Genomic DNA, 18,208 nt, shown 5'->3' on the forward strand with positions numbered 1-18,208 from the left:
TCACGGTGTGGGGTATCCGGGACAGTGACTCGTGGCGGGCCTCGCAGACCCCGTTGCTGTTCACCAGCAGCGGCGCGAAGAAGCCGGCGTACGACTCCGTCCTCGCCGCACTGAACAACGGCACCCCTCCGCCCACGACCCCTCCGCCGACGACTCCTCCGCCGACGACTCCTCCGCCGACGACTCCTCCGCCCACGACTCCTCCGCCCGGCGGCGGTTGCACCGCGACCCTGCAGGACAGCACCCGGTGGGGCGACCGCTTCAACAGTCAGGTGACCGTCAGTGGGGCCAGCAACTGGACCGTCGTGGTGGCCGTCACCCCGCCACAGAAGGTGTCGAACACCTGGAACGGCAGCCCGAGCTGGGACACCAGCGGAAACGTCATGACCATGCGGTCGAACGGCAGCGGCAACGTCTTCGGCTTCACCACCATGGCCAACGGCAACTGGAGCCGCCCGCAGGTGCGATCCTGCACCGTCTCCTGAGCGGCACCACCGCACACTGATGGGGCGGCGACGGATCCCGTCGTCGTCCCATCATCTTGCAGGGCAGGGCTCGCGCGTTTCGGCCTCGATGGGCTGCCCAGCGCGTTCTCAGTTTGCGGGTGCCGGTTCGGCGCGCCGGGCGGTGAAGAAGCGGACGATGTCTTCCGCCGCGGTGGGGGAGAGCATCATCGACTGGACTCGCGCGGACATTTCGGCGATCGGGTGGATCCTGGTGAACATCGCCTCCTCGTACGTCCGGATCGCCGAGTGCGGGTCGGCGGGGTTGGCGGCGAGTTGGCCGGCGAGTTCGGCGGCGTCAAGCATGGCCTGGTTGGCACCCTCGCCGACCGGCGGCATGAGGTGCGCGGCGTCACCGATGAGAGTGATGCCCGGTCGGCTGGCCCAGCGCGTACCGATGGGCATCGCTTCGATCCTGCGCGGCGTCACCGTGTCGCCGCTGGCCTCGATGAGCGCGGTGAGGCTGGGGTCCCAGCCGTCGAACATGTCGAAGAGAGCACGCTTATTGCGGTACGTGTCGATATGGCGGTCCTCTGCGCGTAGCGAGATTCCGACGCGGACGCTGCCATCGCCGATGCGTTGCGCTGACAGGATCTGATTCACGCCGACGCACCACAGGTTTCCAGGGCCGACCAGCTCGGCGAGATCCGGGTGGCGCTGGTCGACGTCTTCGATGTTCAGCTCGACGACCGTGGACACATAGGACATTTTGACGTCGATCAGCAGAGACCGGACGACCGAGTGCGCGCCGTCCGCGCCGATGAGGATGTCGCAGTCGATGTGGTGGCCGCCGTCGAACGTCAGTTTCCAGCCTCCGTGAGGTCGTGGCGTCGCCGCGACAAGCCGGTGCCGCCACGTAACCGCCTCGCTGGGAAGCGAATCGAGCAGAAGATCGCGCAGTACCCTCCGGTCGATCTCGGGACGGCCGGAGAATGAGCCGGGTTGCGGCTTGTGGTGCACCAGGGTTCGTCCGGCCGGGTCGAGGATGCGATGTTCCTCGCCCTCGGGCCGCGCCTCAGACCGGAACCGGCCGGCGAGGCCCGCCTCGGCCAGGGCCTGTTGCCCGGACTCCGGGTGCAGGTCGAGCATGCCGCCCTGCGATCGCGCGGATCGGCTTGCCTCGCGCTCGTACACCACCGCGTCGATGCCGTGTCGATGAAGGACTCGTGCCAGCGTCAGGCCGCCAAGGCCGCCACCGGCGATCGCGATTCGCATCTTCGTCTCCTTAGCGTACACTGTATTGGTGGATACACCGTACGGTAGCGCACCGAAGCCTGTCTGGGAACGGCCCGAGCCTCAGCCGCGGGCGGCGCCGGTGCCGTTGAGCCGCGAGAAGATTGCCGCTACGGCGATCCGGCTCGCCGACGCACACGGTCTCGACGGCCTGTCGCTTCGCAAGATCGCCAAAGAGCTCGGTGTCGGTCCGATGCGGCTCTACGACTATGTGATCAACAGATCCGAACTGCTCGATCTGATGGTCGACGTCGTCTATGCCCGGATCGCCGAGGTCAGCCAGCACTCCGAGTGGCGCGCCACGGTGCTGGCCGTCGCCCACGCGACCCGTGCCGCCGCTCTTGACCATGAGTGGTTTTCCGACCTGCTCGGCGGAAGGCCACACTTGGGACCTCATGCGCTCGCCGTGGGCGAAGCGACCGCGGCGGCGCTCAGCCAGGCCCCCGGTGTGCGCGGCATCGACGATCTCCAGCGGGCTGTGGGCGCCCTCAACGCCGTCATCATCGGAGCGGTCCGCAGAGAGGTCACCGAGCGACGCACCGCCCGTTCCGCCGGCACCGATGAGGCCGCCTGGCAGGCCAGCCTCGGCCCCTACCTCACACGCATGTTGGAAACCGGCAAATATCCCACCGTCGCCCGGCTCGTCATCGACGGTGCCCACCTCGACGCCGAGGAGACCTTCAACCACAACCTGGCCACCGTGTTGGACGGCATCACCAGCCATCCCCACACGTGAGCACCTGCTCCGAGGTCAGCGATCGGGACTCGACCGCTCAACCGAGATTCCGCACCCAGCGCCAGGCGGCGGTGCCGGGCCCGTGCTGCCCGGCACCGCGACCAAAGTGTCAGGCGACCGCGCAGGCGGTGCCGTTGAGGGTGAATGTGGAGGGTCGGCCGGTGTTGCCGGTGTGGGTGGCCTGGAAGCCGATGTCGACCGAGGTGTTCGCCGCGATGGTCGCGTTGTAGGAGACGTTGCGGGCCGTCACCGCTCCGCTCGACGGGGAGTAGGTGGCGTTCCAACCGCTGGTGATGGTCTGCCCACCCGGCAGGGTGAACGCCAGGGCCCAACCGTTGACCGGTGTGCTGCCCGTGTTGGTCACCGAGACGGAAGCGGTGAGACCGCTGTTCCAGGCGTTGACCGTGTACGCGACGCGGCAGCCGCCGGACGCTGGCGGAGTGGTCGGCGGGGTCGTGGTCGGTGGCGTGGTCGTCGGTGGGGTGGTGGTGGGCGGCGTGGTGGTGGTCGGCGGCGTGTCGCCCCCGATGCTGCCGGGCACCGTCCGGAGCGCGTCGTACCAGGCCACGGCCATCTTCCGGTACCCCGTCGCGTTGGGGTGGACGCCGTCGGCCAGGTCGCTGAGCGTCAGGGCGCGGTACATGTCGACCAGGTGGACGCGTTTGCCGGCTGCGGCCCTCGTCTGCACGAGACCGGGGATCGCCGCGTTGAATCCCCGGACCTGGTTGTCGGCGCCGGACTTCGGGATGATGGTCGCGACGAACACCTCCGCGTTCGGAGCGGTGGTGGTGATCCGATCGATCAGGGTGGCCAGCCGGGCCGGGGCGCCGGACGTGTCGCCGTACATGTCGTTGGTGCCAATGTGCAGCAGCACGGTGCGAGGGTTCGTGGCCCGCAACCAGTTGACGACGTTGGCGTCGATCTGGGCGATAGTCCACCCGGAATGGCCCTGGTGGTCGTGGTCGCCGAGGCTGGCTGGGCCGTTGAACTGGGAGCCGACGAAGTCGATCCGGTAGCCGCCGGTCGTGAACCGCTGCCAGAGTTCGATCCGGTAACCGCCGGGGACGTTGAAGCCGTCGGTGATCGAGTCGCCGAGAGGCATCACGCGTACCCCGCCGTTGGATTCCGCGTTGGCGGGAGTGGTCGCGATCGGTACGGCGGCGACCACGGCGGCGACGGCGGCCAGGGCCGCCCACCACAGACGAGCCCGTCGGGGCCTCGACGTCGCTGCGATGGCGGTAGGTGAGGGAGGGACGGGATGGCCGAGCGTCGAACTGCGCATGGGACTTCCTCAGGTGGTGGAGTGCGCGACAGCAGCGGCTACCGGCGAGATGGATGCCGCCATGACGCGGTACGCGGAGGTGGGCTGCGCGGAACGACCAGGAACCCGGACGTCTTCACTGGTGGTCGTGGCGCTGTATCTGGCACCGGCCATCGAAGGTTGGGCGCCCCAGGCCGATGAGTCGTGGCGGAAGTGTGCCCTGCACCTCGCCTGACGCACCATAGCGTGTTATCGCTAACATCGGCAATAGATAGGTGTTCGCCTATGACTGACCGACGTCGTCTCCCGACCGCCCCCGGTGGTCAGTTTCCGGATCAGCGAGCCGGGTGGAGCATCGAGTCGAGCCAGCGCAGCTGACGCCGGACATGGATGGCCTCGCCGCCCTCGTGGCCGTTGAACGGGTAGACGTGCATCTCCCGCTCGGGCGCGACGAGCCGCCCGGCCGCGGCGCCGTAGTGGTTGTAGGCGGCGAAGCCGGTGCTCGGTGGGCAGACGTTGTCACGTAGACCAATCCCGAAATGCGCCGGTGCCGTCGCACGCCGCGCGAAGCTCACACCGTCGACATAGGACAGTGTGCGCCGCACCGCGTCCTCCGCCTCCCGGTGCACGGCCAGGTAACGGGCGATCTCGCCGTACGGTGCGGCGTCACTGAGCTCGACGGCTCGTCGCATCTCGCAGAGGAACGGGGCGGTGGTCAGCACCGCGCTGAGGTCGTCGACGAGGCCGGCCACCGCCAGGGCGAGGCCGCCGCCCTGGCTGTTTCCGACCACGGTGACCCGGCCCCCGTCGACCCCCGGCAGGGCGCGGACCGCCTCGACCGCCCGGACCGCGTCGGTGATCAGACGGCGGTAGTGGTAGTCGCGCGGGTCGCGGATCCCCCAGGTGGCCGGCGAGGGCCCGCCGTGCGCGCCGTGCGGGTCGGCGGTGTCCCCGGCGCCGTGCAGCCCTGACTGGCCCCGGTTGTCCATCAGCAGATGCGCGTACCCGGCCACCGGCCAGGTCAGCCGCTCATGTGGCAGACCGCGGCCACGGCCGTAGCCGGCGTACTCGACCACGGTGGGCAGCGGCTCCCGAACACCCGCCGGGCGGGTGTACCAGGCCCGTACGGGGTCGCCGCCGAAGCCTGCGAACGTGATGTCCCAGGAATCGAGCAGCCGCAGGTCGGTGGGCTCCGGACGAACATCGACGAGTGCCGGCCGGCCGGTGGCCTCGGCAAGGGTGTCGCGCCAGAACTCGTCGAAGTCGTCGGGTTCGGTGACCTCGGGCGCGTACCGCTGGAGCTCGTCGAGGGTGGAGGCAAAGTGGGGCACGGGTCCTCGCAGGGGCCGGGGTCAGCGCGGGTGGGCGGGGGGTGCGGTGCTCTCCCGGACGACCAGCTCGGTCACCAGGTCGATCCGGCTGGTCGCCGGCACATTGCCCCTGGTCAGGTCGAGCAACATCTGGGTGGCGATGCCGGCCATGTCGCGCAACGGCTGGTTGATCGTGGTGAGGGGTGGGTCCGTCCAGGCGGAGAGCGGCAGGTTGTCGTACCCGATCACCGAAAGGTCCTCGGGCACTCGTAGGCCGCACTGGCGGGCGGCCCGGAGCACCCCCATGGCCTGGATGTCGGAACCGGCGAAGATCGCCGTGGGCCGGTCCGGCCGGCGTAGCAGTTGCAGCCCGTGGGCGTGCCCGGCACCCGCGGAGAAGCTGCCGTAGCGGATCAGCTCGCGGTCGACCGCGAGGCCGGCCTCCTCGTGGGCCGACTGGAAACCGGCGGCCCGGGCGCGGCTGCAGAGCATGTCCGGTGGCCCGGAGATGACGGCGATCCGCCGGTGCCCCAACTCCAGGAGGTGCCGGGCGGCGAGCAGGCCGCCGTTCCAGTTGTTCGACCCGACGGTGGGCACGGAGGCCGAGGTCGCGCTGTCGGTGTCGACAACGACGAACGGGATCCCCTGACGCCGCAGGTGCTGTTGCTGGGCCTCGGCCAGGTGGGAGAGGACGAACACCACGCCCAACGGGCGGTCGGCGAGCAACGCCTCCAGCCATCGAGGCGGCGGGCGGTGCGCGCCGTCGAGCTGAGCGACGGACAGTCCGACGCCGGCGGCGGTGGTCACCGCCTCGACGCCGCGCAGGATCTCCATCGCCCAGCCGGTGTCGAACTCGTGGAACACGAGATCGATGCGCCCTCCGCTGGTCGAGGGCCGCCGGATGCGGCGCTGGTACTGGTGGCGGTCGAGGCTCGCCTCGACCCGGGCTCTGGTGCCGGGGGCGACATCGCCACGCCCATTGAGGACCTTGGAGACCGTCGCGACCGAGACTCCGACGTCGTTGGCGATGGTCGCGATGGTGGTGGAGGCGGGTGGGTCGAGCGGGCGGAGCTCCGTCATCGCAGCCTCACACAGCATCCGAAAGTTTCGGAAGACCTTAACACGGTCGGTCGGCCACACCAGCCGGTGCGACAGGGGGACTACTCGGTCGCGCGTCCAGACGAGACTCTTGACACGCATCGATAAGGCACTTTAGGTTGCCGAAAAGGTTGCACAGGTTTCCGGAAAGTTTCGGATCGTGAAGACGTCCGCCACGGAGCTGGTTCCACGAGGGCACGGGGATGTGGCCGGAGCTAAGGGGTCTTGGCATGAGAAGTCAGTTGCCCGTGGACAACGGCGGCGCGCCGTGGCGTGATCCGCAGCTGTCGCCGACCGAGCGGGCCGAGGCGCTCCTGCCGCTGATGTCGCTGGAGGAGAAGGTCGCCCAGCTCGTCGGGGTCTGGGTTGGCGCCGAGACCTCCGGCGAGGGCGTCGCACCGCACCAGAGCGACATGATCGACAACGTCGCCCCGTGGAGCAGCCTCATCCAGCACGGGCTGGGCCAGCTCACGCGCCCGTTCGGCACCGCACCGGTCGATCCGGTGCTCGGGGCGCGGTCGCTGGCCGCCTCCCAGGCGCAGATCGTGGCTGCCAGCCGGTTCGGCATTCCGGCGCAGGTGCACGAGGAGTGCCTCACCGGGTTCGCGGCGTGGCGGGCCACCGTCTACCCGACCCCGCTGAGCTGGGGCGCGTCGTTCGACCCCGAGCTGGTTGAGGCGATGGCCGATCGGATCGGGCGTTCGATGCGCGCCGCCGGTGTGCATCAGGGGCTCGCCCCGGTCCTGGATGTCACCCGCGACTACCGCTGGGGTCGCACCGAGGAGACGATCGGCGAGGACCCCTACCTGGTGGGGACGACCGGTGCCGCGTACGTGCGGGGCCTGGAGCGGGCCGGCGTGGTGGCCACCCTGAAGCACTTCGCCGGTTACTCCGCCTCCCGGGGCGGACGCAACCTCGCGCCGGTGTCGATGGGTCGTCGGGAGCTGGCCGACGTCATCCTGCCGCCGTTCGAGATGGCCCTGCGCCACGGTGGCGCCCGCTCGGTGATGAACTCCTACGCGGAGATCGACGGCCTGCCCGTCGCCGCCGATGAGTGGCTGTTGACCGGGCTGCTGCGCGACGAGTGGGGTTTCACCGGCACCGTGGTGGCCGACTACTTCTCCGTGCGATTCCTGCAGACCCTGCACGGTGTCGCCGATGGCGCCGGTGACGCCGCCCGGCTCGCTCTGCGGGCCGGGATCGACGTCGAGCTGCCCACCGTGGACACCTTCGGCGCGCCGCTGCTGGAGGCGGTTCGCCGCGGCGAGGTCGACGAGGCGCTGATCGACTGCGCGCTGCGTCGGGTGCTGATCCAGAAGGTCGAGCTCGGCCTGCTCGACGAGGGCTGGCAGGCACTGCCCGACGAGGTGGCGGCCCTGCGCCTCGACGACGAGATCAGCCAGGGCGTCGCCGTACGCCTGGCCCGGGAGTCCGTCGTCCTGCTGTGCAACACCGGCGTCCTGCCGCTGCCCGTCGGCGGGCGGGTCGCCCTGGTCGGCCCGGTCGCCGACGACCCGATGGCCATGCTCGGCTGCTACTCCTTCCCCAACCATGTGGGCGTCCACCACAGCGAGTTCGGGCTCGGCCTGGACATCCCCTCGCTGCGCGACGAACTGGCCCGGCGCGTCCCCCTGCTCAGCTACGTGGCCGGCTGCGGCATCACCGGCGACGACACCTCGGGAATCCCGGCCGCGGTCGCCGCCGCCGCCGAAGCCGACGTGTGTGTGCTTGCCGTCGGCGACCGGGCGGGGATGTTCGGCCGGGGCACCTCCGGCGAGGGCTGCGACGCCGCCGACCTGCGGTTGCCCGGTGTGCAGGCCGACCTCGTCCGAGCCGTCCTCGCTACCGGCACTCCGGTTGTCCTGCTGCTGATGACCGGTCGCCCCTACGCGCTCGGCCCGGAGTTCGACGCCGCGGCAGCCGTGGTGCAGGCGTTCTTCCTCGGCCAACTCGGTGGGCAGGCGCTCGCCGAGGTGCTCACCGGCGCGGTGAACCCGTCCGGGCGGTTGCCGGTCAGCGTCCCCCGCGACGCCGGCGGGATGCCGGGCACCTACCTGTCGCCACCGCTCGGTCACCGCAACAAGGTCTCCTCAATCGACCCGACTCCGGCGTACCCGTTCGGCCACGGACTGAGCTACACCACCTTCGAGTGGTCCGACGCCACCGTTCTCAGGGCGGCGGACGACACGCACGGAGAGCCTGCCGACCCGGCGGCCTGGCCGGTCGACGGCGAGGTGCGGGTGCGCATCACCATCGCCAACACCGGTGACCGGGCCGGCACCGAGGTGGTGCAGCTCTACCTGCACGACCCGGTCGCGCAGACCACCCGCCCGGTGGTCCGGCTGGTCGGCTACACCCGGCTGCCGTTGGAACCGGGCGACGTGGCGCACGTGACGTTCGACGTGCCGGCCGACGTCGCGTCGTTCACCGGGCTGTCCGGCCAGCGCATCGTCGAACCCGGCGAGGTCGAGCTGCGGTTCGGCCGTTCGAGCGGCGACGCGGCGGCAACCCTGTCGCTGCGGCTGACCGGCGCCGAGCGCCCGGTCGGCCATCAGCGGGAACTGCTCACGTCGGTGCGGATCGAGCCCCTCGTGGCCGTTCCACACTCCGCATAGGAGGCCGAGGATGACATCCGAGATGGTACGGCCACCGCCGCCGGCTCCACCCCGTGCTCCGGCGGCGGAGCCCAGCCCCGCGCCGCGAGCACCGCGCCGCCGCCGAAGCTGGCGTCAGGCGATGCGCCGGGACTGGCAGCTCTACTCGCTGGCCGTCCTGCCGCTGCTGTTCTTTCTGATCTTCCGGTACCTGCCGATGATCGGGAACATCATCGCGTTCCGGCGGTTCAAGCCGGGCGGCAGCATCTTCGGCGAATACTGGGTCGGGCTGCGGTACTTCCGGATGTTCTTCACGGACCCGACGTTCTGGGAGGTGTTCACCAACACCCTGGTGCTCGGGGGTTTGACCCTGCTGTTCTGCTTCCCGTTGCCGATCGTGCTGGCGCTGCTGCTCAACGAGGTACGCGCCCGCCGGTTCAAGCGGTTCGTCCAGTCCGTGTCCTACCTGCCGCACTTCCTGTCGATCGTGATCGTGGCGGCGATGGTCATGCAGTTTACCTCGATCGACGGCACGGCCAACCAACTCGTTCGGCTGTTCGGCGGCGACGCGGTGGCGTTCCTGCAACAACCCGAGTGGTTCCGCACCATCTACGTCTCGTCCGAGGTCTGGCAGACCGTCGGCTGGGGCACGATCCTCTACCTCGCCGCCCTCACCACGATCGACGAGGACCTGTACGAGGCCGCCCGGATCGACGGCGCCAGCCGGCTGCGGCAGACCTGGCACGTGACGTTGCCCGGAATCCGGCCGACGATGGTGACGCTGCTGATCCTCAACATCGGCAGCTTCATGGCGGTCGGGTTCGAGAAGATTCTGCTGCTCTACAACCCGCTGACATACCCGACCGCGGACGTCATCTCCACCTACCTGTTCCGGATGGGCTTCCAGTCCAGCAACTTCAGCTACGCCGCCGCCATCGGCCTCTTCGAGGCGGTGATCGGGCTGGTCCTGGTCCTGTCGGCGAACCTCATCTCCCGTCGCACCGTAGGGACGAGCCTGTGGTGACCCTCGGCACCGGGAGCGAGGCCCCGAAGACGCGCGGGCCGGTGGACAGCCGGGGCTACCGGATCTTCCGGATCGTCAACACGGTCGTCCTGATCGGCGTCGTGATCGTGACGTTGTACCCGTTCCTCAACATCGTGGCCCGCTCGCTCAGCGAGGAGGCGTACATCCTCGCGGGGAGGGTGACCCTCGTCCCGCGGGGGTTCGACGTGACCGCGTACAAGCTGGTGATGTCGGACTCGATGTTCTGGACGAACTACCGCAACACGGTGGTGTACACGGTGGTGGCCACCCTCATCTCGATCGTGCTGACCACCTGTTACGCGTACGTGCTGTCGAAGCCGCAACTCAAGGGGCGTGGCCTCCTCGTCGGCGTCGCGCTGTTCACCATGTTCTTCTCCGGTGGCCTGATCCCCAACTACGTGCTGGTCACCAGCCTGGGGATGAAGAACACCATCTGGGCCATCGTGATCCCCAACGCCATCAGCGTGTTCAACCTGCTGGTCATGAAGGCGTTCTTCGAGAGCCTGCCGACCGAGTTGGAGGAGGCCGCGGCGGTCGACGGGCTCAACACGTACGGCATCCTGCTGCGGATCGTGCTGCCGCTCTCGAAGGCGATCATCGCCACGATGGTGCTCTTCTACGCGGTCTCGTTCTGGAACTCGTGGTTCACCGCGTTCCTCTACATCGACCAGCAGGATCTGCTGCCGGTCACCGTGTATCTGCGCAACCTCATCGCGGGCGCCACCGACGCACAACAGTCCGGCGCCGCCGACGCCGACGTCGTACAGGCGGCGGCGACGCTTCAGGCCGTGACGATCGTGCTCACCACGCTGCCGATCCTGGCGGTCTACCCCTTCGTCCAGCGGTACTTCGTCTCCGGCGTGATGCTCGGCGCCGTCAAGGGATGAGCGCCGGCCACCTGCCCCACCCACCCACCACCGAAAGGACGAGCCATGCTCCACAAGACGTGGCGCCGCGTGGCGATTGCCACCGCGGGTCTGCTCGCGATCACCCTCACCGCCGCCTGTTCCGAGGACCCCGGCGAGTCGACGGACCTCTCGGAGAACAAGGTTGGCGCGATGGCCAACTACGGCGTCGGCGACCAGTTCAAGGCCACCGAGGCGCTCTCCTTCTCCACCCTCTACAACAACCACACCTTCTACCCGCTCAAGGAAGACTGGCTGTTCTGGTCGGAGCTGACCAAGCGGACCAACGTCAAGATCGACCCGGTCGCCGTTCCGTTGAGTGACTACGAGCAGAAGCGCAGCCTGCTGATCGGCGCGGGCGACGCTCCGCTGATCATCCCGAAGACGTACCACCCGCAGGAGAACGCGTTCGTGTCCTCCGGGGCGATCCTCCCGGTCAGCGACTACCTCGATCTGATGCCCAACTTCAAGGACAAGATCGCCAAGTGGAACCTCAAGCCGGAGGTCGACAACCTGCGGCAGTCGGACGGGAAGTTCTACCTGCTGCCCGGCGTCCACGAGAAGCCCACGCAGGACTACACGGTGCTGGTGCGCACCGACATCATGCAGGAGCTGAACCTCGCGGTCCCGAAGACCTGGGACGAGCTGTACACCGTGCTCAAGGCGATGAAGGCCAAGTACCCGAACGTCTACCCGTACTCGGACCTCTTCAGTAAGCCCAACCCGACCGGCGCCCTGCTGAACATCCTCGGGTCGGCCCACGGCACCCAGGCGGGCTGGGACTACCAGCACGCCACCTGGGACCCGACGGCGAAGAAGTTCACCTACACCGGCGCGTCCGAGCAGTACAAGCAGATGGTCACGTACCTGCACAAGCTCGTCGCCGAGGGTCTGCTCGACCCGGAGAGCTTCACCCAGACCGACGATCAGGCACGCCAGAAGCTCGCCAACGGCAAGTCCTTCGTGGTCACCGGCAACGCGCAGACCCTGGTCAACAACCACCGGCCCGACCTGGCCAAGACCCTGCCGAACGCGAAGATGGCCAAGATCCCGCTGCCGATCGGCCCGGCCGGTGAGGTCAACCCGTTCCCCCGGCTGGAAAACGGCGTGATGATCTCCACGAAGGCCCGGGAGAGCAAGAACTTCGTGGCCATGATGCAGTTCATCGACTGGTTGTGGTATTCGGATGCCGGCCAGGAGTTCGCCCGGTGGGGCGTCGAGGGCACCACCTTCACCAAGGACGCGTCCGGCAAGCGCTCGGTCACCGCCGACGTCGACGTCCTCGGGCTCAACCCGAAGGCACCCAAGCACCTGCAGAAGGACTTCGGCTTCTACAACGGTGTCTTCACCTACGGCGGCACCCCCGACCTGGTCCGTGGGTTCTTCTCCGCCGAGGAGTTGGAGTTCCAGAAGGTGATGGACGCCCGGCCGCCGAGGCAGGTGCCCCCGCCCGCCCCGTTGACCGACGAGGAGCGCGAGCAGGTGTCGCTCTGGGAGACCCCGCTGAAGGACTTCGTCACCCAGAACACGCTCAAGTTCGCCCTGGGTCAGCGTCCCCTCAGCGAGTGGGACGCGTACGTGAGCGAGCTGAAGGCCAAGAACTCCGAGCAGTACATCGACATGGTCAACAAGGCGTACGAACGGTTCCAGAAGAACAACGGCTGATCAGCGGGAGTCCGGTCGGGCGGCTGATCGCGGCCCGACCGGACGTCCCGGCTACCACCGGCCGGTGCGGCGCGCGCGACCCGCCCGCCGTCGGGCAGGACGACCCAGAGGAACAGCAATGCGCATCGTACGAGCACGAGGGTGAGCGCCGGGTGCACCACTCGTTCACCTACGGTCGACCAGGTCGTCGACGCGTACCTTGAGCTGGCCATCCGGCCGATCGTCGAGCTGGGGTCCATGACGTCGGGCCTCGCCTCCGGTGACCAGACGGTGTTCTGGTGGCGGGGCAACATGACGCCGCCCCGATCCTTCACGGAGTGGGCGGACCTGCTCACCCAGTTCGCCGCTCCACGCCGGCACCTGACCGGCACCGCGCTGGCGGACCTGCCGGTGCACATCACCGAGTGCAACTCCTCCTACCGCCCGGACAACCCGATCCACGACACGGCGTTGCACGCCGCGTACCTCGCACCGGTGCTGGCCGCCGGCGGCGACCTGGTCGGCTCGTTCTCGTACTGGACCTTCAGCGACATGCTCGAGGGGGAGGGGGTGCCCGCCGCACTGTTCCACGGCGGGTTCGGCCTGCTCACCCACCGCCAGATCAAGAAACCCACCTACCATCTGTACGCCTTCATGGCCCGCCTCGGCGACGAGGTGCTGGCGCGCGGCGACGACCACCTGGTCACCCGCCACCTCGACGGGCGCGTCGCCGTGCTGGCGTGGGCGCCGGTGGAGGCGGGCAACGCGTGGGTGGCCTGGGCCGAGATGGGGCGTCCCCGCTCGCCCCGGGCCCGACAGCTCGACGCGCTGCGGGAGGCCACCGAGCCCGCCCGGACCCACCGCGCCCTGCCGGTCGGCGCCGACCGGAAGGAGCAACCGTGAGCGCCGCCCAGGCCTGGCGACAGTTCGGCGACGGGCCACTGTCGCGGATCACCTCCCGCGTCTACATCCTGCTCGCGGTCGAGCTGCTGCTCCTGCTCACCACCCTGCCCGGCCTGCTCCCGTTGCTGCTGCTGGGCCGCGACCCCAGCAACCTGCCGCTGGTCGCGCTGTTCCTGATACCGGTCGGCCCCGCGATCTCCGCCGCCCTGTACGCGCTGCGCCACCAACGCCCCGACCTGACCGACCTGCGGGCCGCCGCCCTGTTCTGGCGCGGGTACCGGGCCAACCTGTCCGGCGTGCTGCGCGTCTGGGTGCCGACGCTGCTGTGGCTGACCGTGCTCGCCGTGAACCTCGCCTACCGGGGCGCGGTCGGCCTTCCGGGGTGGTGGTCGGTGCCGCTGGTCCTGATCGGAGTGGGGGTGGCGCTCTGCGCGGCCAACGCTCTGGTGATCACCTCGCTGTTCGACTTCCGCACGCGGGACGTGCTCCGGCTGGCCGTGCACTTCCTCGTGCGTACCCCCGGTGTCACCGTCGGCAACGCCCTGCTGCTGGCCGCGGCGACCGGGATCACCGCGGTCTTCTCCGAGGCGGTGCTGGCGATGCTCGGTTCGATCGCGGTCCTGGCGTTCCTCCGCATCAGCGACCCGATGGTCCACCTGATCCGGAAGGAGTTCACCGCGTGAGCCTGCCCGTCACCGCCAGGGTGCCGTTCGAGGGTGACGACGATCCGGAACAGTGGCCCGAGGACGTCGTCGAGGAGCCGCAGGACACCGATGAGCCGCGCGTACACGCGGCCTGGCTGCCACCGGAGGCGGTCTGGGCGCTCGGCGCGCGTCGCGTTCTCGTACACGGTCACGGGTTGCTCGTCGACACCGTCGTCGACGAGGTCACGCGTGCCTGCGTGCGCTACGGCGGGCGGGTGTGGCATTCCCCCTCCTGGGACGTGGACGTCGACCTGGTGCTCGCCCTGCGTGGTGCGGCGCAACTGCCGAGCCCGACCGTGGAGGCGGCACGGGCGGCGGGGGAGGCGGCGCTGACGGAGGTCGGCGACGGCGAGATGCTCGGCGACGAGGGGTTCCTGCTGGCCCGGGCGGACGAGGTGACGGTGGTTCTGGCCGACGCGCCCGCCGGTCTGCTGTACGGGCTGTTCCACCTGGTCCGGCTCGGTGCGGCGGCCTTCGACCCGGCGCGCCCGCCGGAACGGCAGCGGCCCGCGCTGCGCCGGCGGATGCTGAACCACTGGGACAACGTGGCCGTGCACCCGGTGATGGGCCAGGTCGAACGGGGGTACGCGGGCGGCTCGATCTTCTGGCACGATGGCCGGCCGCGTGGCGACCTGGCCCGGGTCCGGGAGTACGGGCGGCTACTGGCCGCGAGCGGCGTCAACGCGATCTCGGTGAACAACGTCAACGTGGCCCGGACGGAGGCGCTGCTGCTCACCGACCGGCTCGGGGACGTGGCCGAGATCGCGGACGTGCTGCGCCCGTACGGCATCCGGGTGCACCTGTCGGTCACCTTCGCCGCGCCGGTGGTCCTCGGTGGCCTGCCGACCGCGGACCCGGTGGACGGGGCGGTGCGGGCCTGGTGGGCCGCGACCACCCGGAACGTGTACGAGCGCATCCCGGACTTCGGCGGCTACGTGGTGAAGGCCGACTCGGAGGGACAGCCCGGCCCGTTCACCTACGGGCGTGACCACGCCGACGGGGCGAACGTGCTGGCGGACGCACTCGGCCCGCACGGGGGAGTGGTGCACTGGCGGGCGTTCGTCTACAACCATCACCAGGACTGGCGGGACCGCTCCACCGACCGGGCGCGAGCCGCGTACGACCACTTCGCCCCGCTCGACGGGCGGTTCCGATCCAACGTGGTCGTGCAGGTGAAGTTCGGCCCGGTGGACTTCCAGGTGCGTGAGCCGGTCTCCCCGGTGATCGCCGCGATGCCGGCCACCCGGCTGGCGGTGGAGTTGCAGATCACCCAGGAGTACACCGGCCAGCAGCGACACGTCTGCCACCTCGGCCCATGGTGGGGTGAGGTGCTGCGGTTCGCGCCCTGGGGGCCGGGCGGGCGGACGATCGCGGACGTGGCCGCGGGGGAGTCGGGCGCGGGCGGTGGCCTGGTCGCGGTGGCCAACGTGGGTGACGACCTCTTCTGGACCGGGCACCCGTTGGCGCAGGCCAACCTGTACACGTTCGGGCGGCTCGCCTGGGATCCGCGGCTGGATCCGCGGGCGGTCCTCGACGAGTGGATCGGGCTGACCTTCCCGCCGTCGGCGACCGGGGCCCCGGAGCTGGTGGGTCGGACGCTGCACGACGTCATGGACGACTCCTGGCGCACCTACGAGCGGTACACCGCCCCGTTGGGTGTCGGCTTCATGGTTCACCCCGGCGACCACTACGGCCCCGACGTCGACGGGTACGAGTACACGCGGTGGGGCACCTACCACTTCGCCGACCGCGACGGGGTGGGCGTGGACCGCAGCCGCGCGTCGGGCACCGGCTTCGCCGGCCAGTACCCCCCGTACTGGGCGGAGGTGTACGAGTCGACCGAGACCTGCCCCGACGAGCTGCTGCTCTTCTTCCACCATGTGCCGTACGGGCACGTGCTGCGAAACGGGTCGACCGTCATCCAGCACATCTACGACACCCACTTCGCGGGCGTCGAGGAGGTGACGGCGATGCGGCGGCGCTGGCAGACGCTGAACGGGATGATCGATCCGGCCGTGTACGAACGGGTGGCCGAACGCCTCGACGAGCAGGTGCGGTGTGCCACCGAATGGCGGGACCAGATCAACACGTACTTCTTCCGCAAGTCCGGGGTGCCGGACGCGCGGGGGCGGCGCATCTACTGAATCGGCAAGCCCGAGGACGGTGCCCCTCGTCAGTGACGTCCGTGGGCGGTCTCAGCGGGTGGCGCGCGAGGAATGTGGAAGTCCGGCACGTTTCGAGAACGTCCCGATAATAACGCCCGGCCCCTCACCGGCGACGATGCCCGTCGATGTCCACTGGTGTGCAGGTGGCTGCCGAATCCGTTGCAGCGAAAGGTTTCCGGAAGTCTTGACAATCGAGTTCGCTCGATTGAAGCTGGCATGGTCACGCGAGCCGCGGTCAGGGTCGGGCGAAGGGCAGTCCTCGACTTAAGTCCCCTTCCACGCGCCTTTTTCCCGAGGGATCGCGACAATGACACTGAAGGCAAGAATGCTTGGCGCCGTCATGGCGGCCGTGACGTTGGCCGCCGCCGCGTTGACGTTCGCCACGCCCGCGTCGGCGGCGACGCTCACGCAGGTGACCAACTTCGGCACCAACCCCACCAACCTGCAGATGCACCTGTACGTTCCGGACCGGGTGGCGTCCCGCCCGGCGGTCCTGCTCGCCCTGCACTACTGCACCGGAACGGGCCCGGCGTTCCACTCCGGCACCCAGTACGCGTCCCTCGCGGACCGGTACGGGTTCATCGTGATCTACCCGTCGGCAACCCGCAGCAGCAAGTGCTGGGACGTGGCCTCGCCGCAGGCGCTGCGCCGCGGCGGGGGCAGCGACCCGGTCGGGCTCATGGCGATGGTCGACTACGTGCGGCAGCGGTACGCCACCGACCCCGACCGGGTCTTCGTCACCGGCACCTCGTCCGGGGCGATGATGACCAACGTCATGCTGGGCGACTACCCGGACGTGTTCGCTGCGGGGGCGTCCTTCGCCGGGGTGCCGTTCGGCTGCTTCGCCACCGGCGGCAGCTCGGAGTGGAACAGCGAGTGCGCGAACGGCCAGCTCATCAAGACCGCTCAGCAGTGGGGGGATCTGGTCCGCGCGGCGTACCCCGGCTACACCGGCCGACGACCCCGGATGCAGATCTGGCACGGCACCAACGATGAGACGCTGCGCTACCCGAACTTCGGTGAGCAGGTCAAGCAGTGGACCAACGTGCAGGGGCTGAGCCAGACCCCGACGTACACCGACTCCCCACAGTCCGGTTACACCCGCACCCGGTACGGCAGCAACGGCCCGATGGCGCCGGTCGAGGCGATCAGCATGCAGGGCGTCTCGCACAACCTGCCGGTCGACGCCGCACAGGTGATCCGCTTCTTCGGCCTGGACGGCACCACGCCGCCTCCGACGACTCCGCCGCCCACCACACCGCCTCCGACGACTCCGCCCCCGACCACACCGCCTCCGACGACTCCGCCGCCGACCACGCCGCCCCCGACGACTCCGCCGCCCAGCGCGGGCGCCTGCCGGATCGCGTACACGGTCAACGCCTGGAACACCGGCCTCACCGCGAGCGTGACCATCACCAACACCGGCACCGCCGCCGTGAACGGGTGGGCGCTGACCTTCACGCTGCCCAGCGGCCAGAGCATCACCAACGGCTGGAACGCCCAGTACGCCCCGACGAGCGGTGCGGTCACCGCCCGCAACGTCTCCTACAACGCCACCATCGCCCCGAACACGTCGGTCGACATCGGATTCCAGGCCACCCATGGCGGCGGCACCGGGAAACCCTCGTCGTTCGCACTGAACGGTGCGGCCTGCTCGGTGTCCTGATTCCCTTCCACCCCACCACCACAGAAGGAGTCGCACGATGAGAAACGCGAGATGGAAGGCGGCATCGAGAGCCGCTGTCGCGCTGGCCGGCGCGGGTGCCCTCGCCGCCGGCATGGCGCTGTTTTCGATGGCACCCGCCTCCGCCGGCACCACGCTCGGCGCGTCCGCCGCTGAGAAGGGTCGGTATTTCGGTACGGCGGTGGCCGCAAGCAGGCTTTCCGATAGCGCGTACACCACGATTTTGAACCGTGAGTTCAACATGGTGACGCCTGAGAATGAGATGAAGATTGACGCGACAGAGCCGCAGCAGGGTCAGTTCAGCTACGGTGCGGCGGAGCAGATCGTTAACCACGCGCGTAGCCGTGGGATGAACGTCCGCGGTCACACCCTGGCCTGGCACTCGCAGCAGCCTGGGTGGATGCAGAACATGAGTGGTAGTGC

At 69.4% G+C, this 18,208-nt stretch carries 15 protein-coding genes; 11 read left to right on the forward strand and 4 right to left on the reverse strand.

Going from position 1 to position 18,208, the window contains the following annotated elements:
• Positions 1 to 485 (forward strand): endo-1,4-beta-xylanase (locus tag ABZS37_RS31610; protein WP_355175075.1); only part of this gene is annotated, 485 nt, incomplete at its 5' end.
• Positions 486 to 593: 108 nt separating this feature from the next.
• On the opposite strand, the gene ABZS37_RS31615 is transcribed toward ABZS37_RS31610, so the two are convergent.
• Entirely contained in the window at positions 594 to 1,718 is a 1,125-nt protein-coding gene (locus tag ABZS37_RS31615) for an NAD(P)/FAD-dependent oxidoreductase (protein ID WP_355175077.1), read from the reverse strand.
• Between the two features lie 28 nt (positions 1,719 to 1,746).
• On the opposite strand from ABZS37_RS31615, the gene ABZS37_RS31620 reads away from it, so the two are divergent.
• Positions 1,747 to 2,472: a TetR/AcrR family transcriptional regulator gene (locus tag ABZS37_RS31620; RefSeq protein ID WP_355175079.1), complete on the forward strand. Its 726-nt coding sequence runs from the start codon at positions 1,747 to 1,749 to the stop codon at positions 2,470 to 2,472.
• 109 nt (positions 2,473 to 2,581) lie between these two features.
• Here the strand turns inward: ABZS37_RS31620 and ABZS37_RS31625 are convergent, their stop codons facing one another.
• The 3 genes from ABZS37_RS31625 to ABZS37_RS31635 all read right to left on the reverse strand — a co-directional run bounded on the left by ABZS37_RS31625 (position 2,582) and on the right by ABZS37_RS31635 (position 6,123).
• On the reverse strand, positions 2,582 to 3,754 hold the full coding sequence (locus ABZS37_RS31625; protein WP_355175081.1) for a cellulose binding domain-containing protein: 1,173 nt from the start codon (positions 3,752 to 3,754) through the stop codon (positions 2,582 to 2,584).
• A 314-nt stretch (positions 3,755 to 4,068) separates the two neighbouring features.
• A complete protein-coding gene (locus tag ABZS37_RS31630; RefSeq protein ID WP_355175083.1) occupies positions 4,069 to 5,064 on the reverse strand; it encodes an acetylxylan esterase in 996 nt (331 codons plus the stop codon).
• Positions 5,065 to 5,085: 21 nt separating this feature from the next.
• On the reverse strand, positions 5,086 to 6,123 hold the full coding sequence (locus ABZS37_RS31635) for a LacI family DNA-binding transcriptional regulator (RefSeq protein ID WP_355175085.1): 1,038 nt from the start codon (positions 6,121 to 6,123) through the stop codon (positions 5,086 to 5,088).
• 248 nt (positions 6,124 to 6,371) lie between these two features.
• Between ABZS37_RS31635 and ABZS37_RS31640 the strand changes: the two genes are divergently transcribed.
• From ABZS37_RS31640 to ABZS37_RS31680, 9 genes are all read left to right on the forward strand, one after another.
• Positions 6,372 to 8,756, forward strand: a complete 2,385-nt coding sequence (locus tag ABZS37_RS31640) for a glycoside hydrolase family 3 N-terminal domain-containing protein (RefSeq protein ID WP_355175087.1) — start codon at positions 6,372 to 6,374, stop codon at positions 8,754 to 8,756.
• Positions 8,757 to 8,877: 121 nt separating this feature from the next.
• The gene (locus ABZS37_RS31645) at positions 8,878 to 9,759 is read left to right on the forward strand and encodes an ABC transporter permease subunit (RefSeq protein ID WP_355175089.1); all 882 of its coding nucleotides are present in this window, start codon (positions 8,878 to 8,880) and stop codon (positions 9,757 to 9,759) included.
• A complete protein-coding gene (locus ABZS37_RS31650; RefSeq protein ID WP_355175091.1) occupies positions 9,756 to 10,667 on the forward strand; it encodes a carbohydrate ABC transporter permease in 912 nt (303 codons plus the stop codon). Before ABZS37_RS31645 ends, ABZS37_RS31650 begins: the two co-directional genes overlap by 4 nt.
• 45 nt (positions 10,668 to 10,712) lie before the next feature.
• Entirely contained in the window at positions 10,713 to 12,350 is a 1,638-nt protein-coding gene (locus ABZS37_RS31655) for an extracellular solute-binding protein (RefSeq protein ID WP_355175093.1), read from the forward strand.
• A 141-nt stretch (positions 12,351 to 12,491) separates the two neighbouring features.
• Complete coding sequence (locus ABZS37_RS31660; protein ID WP_355175095.1) at positions 12,492 to 13,232, forward strand: hypothetical protein; 741 nt, start codon at positions 12,492 to 12,494, stop codon at positions 13,230 to 13,232.
• Entirely contained in the window at positions 13,229 to 13,915 is a 687-nt protein-coding gene (locus ABZS37_RS31665) for a DUF624 domain-containing protein (RefSeq protein ID WP_355175097.1), read from the forward strand. Before ABZS37_RS31660 ends, ABZS37_RS31665 begins: the two co-directional genes overlap by 4 nt.
• Positions 13,912 to 16,080: an alpha-glucuronidase gene (locus tag ABZS37_RS31670; RefSeq protein ID WP_355175099.1), complete on the forward strand. Its 2,169-nt coding sequence runs from the start codon at positions 13,912 to 13,914 to the stop codon at positions 16,078 to 16,080. The genes ABZS37_RS31665 and ABZS37_RS31670 overlap by 4 nt, the downstream gene beginning before the upstream one ends.
• 328 nt (positions 16,081 to 16,408) lie before the next feature.
• Positions 16,409 to 17,767: a PHB depolymerase family esterase gene (locus tag ABZS37_RS31675; protein ID WP_355175101.1), complete on the forward strand. Its 1,359-nt coding sequence runs from the start codon at positions 16,409 to 16,411 to the stop codon at positions 17,765 to 17,767.
• 37 nt (positions 17,768 to 17,804) lie between these two features.
• A partial coding sequence (locus ABZS37_RS31680) for an endo-1,4-beta-xylanase (protein ID WP_355175103.1) occupies positions 17,805 to 18,208 on the forward strand: 404 nt, incomplete at its 3' end.

It is taken from the genome of Micromonospora sp. NPDC005413 (assembly GCF_040606435.1).
GTDB lineage: Bacteria > Actinomycetota > Actinomycetes > Mycobacteriales > Micromonosporaceae > Micromonospora.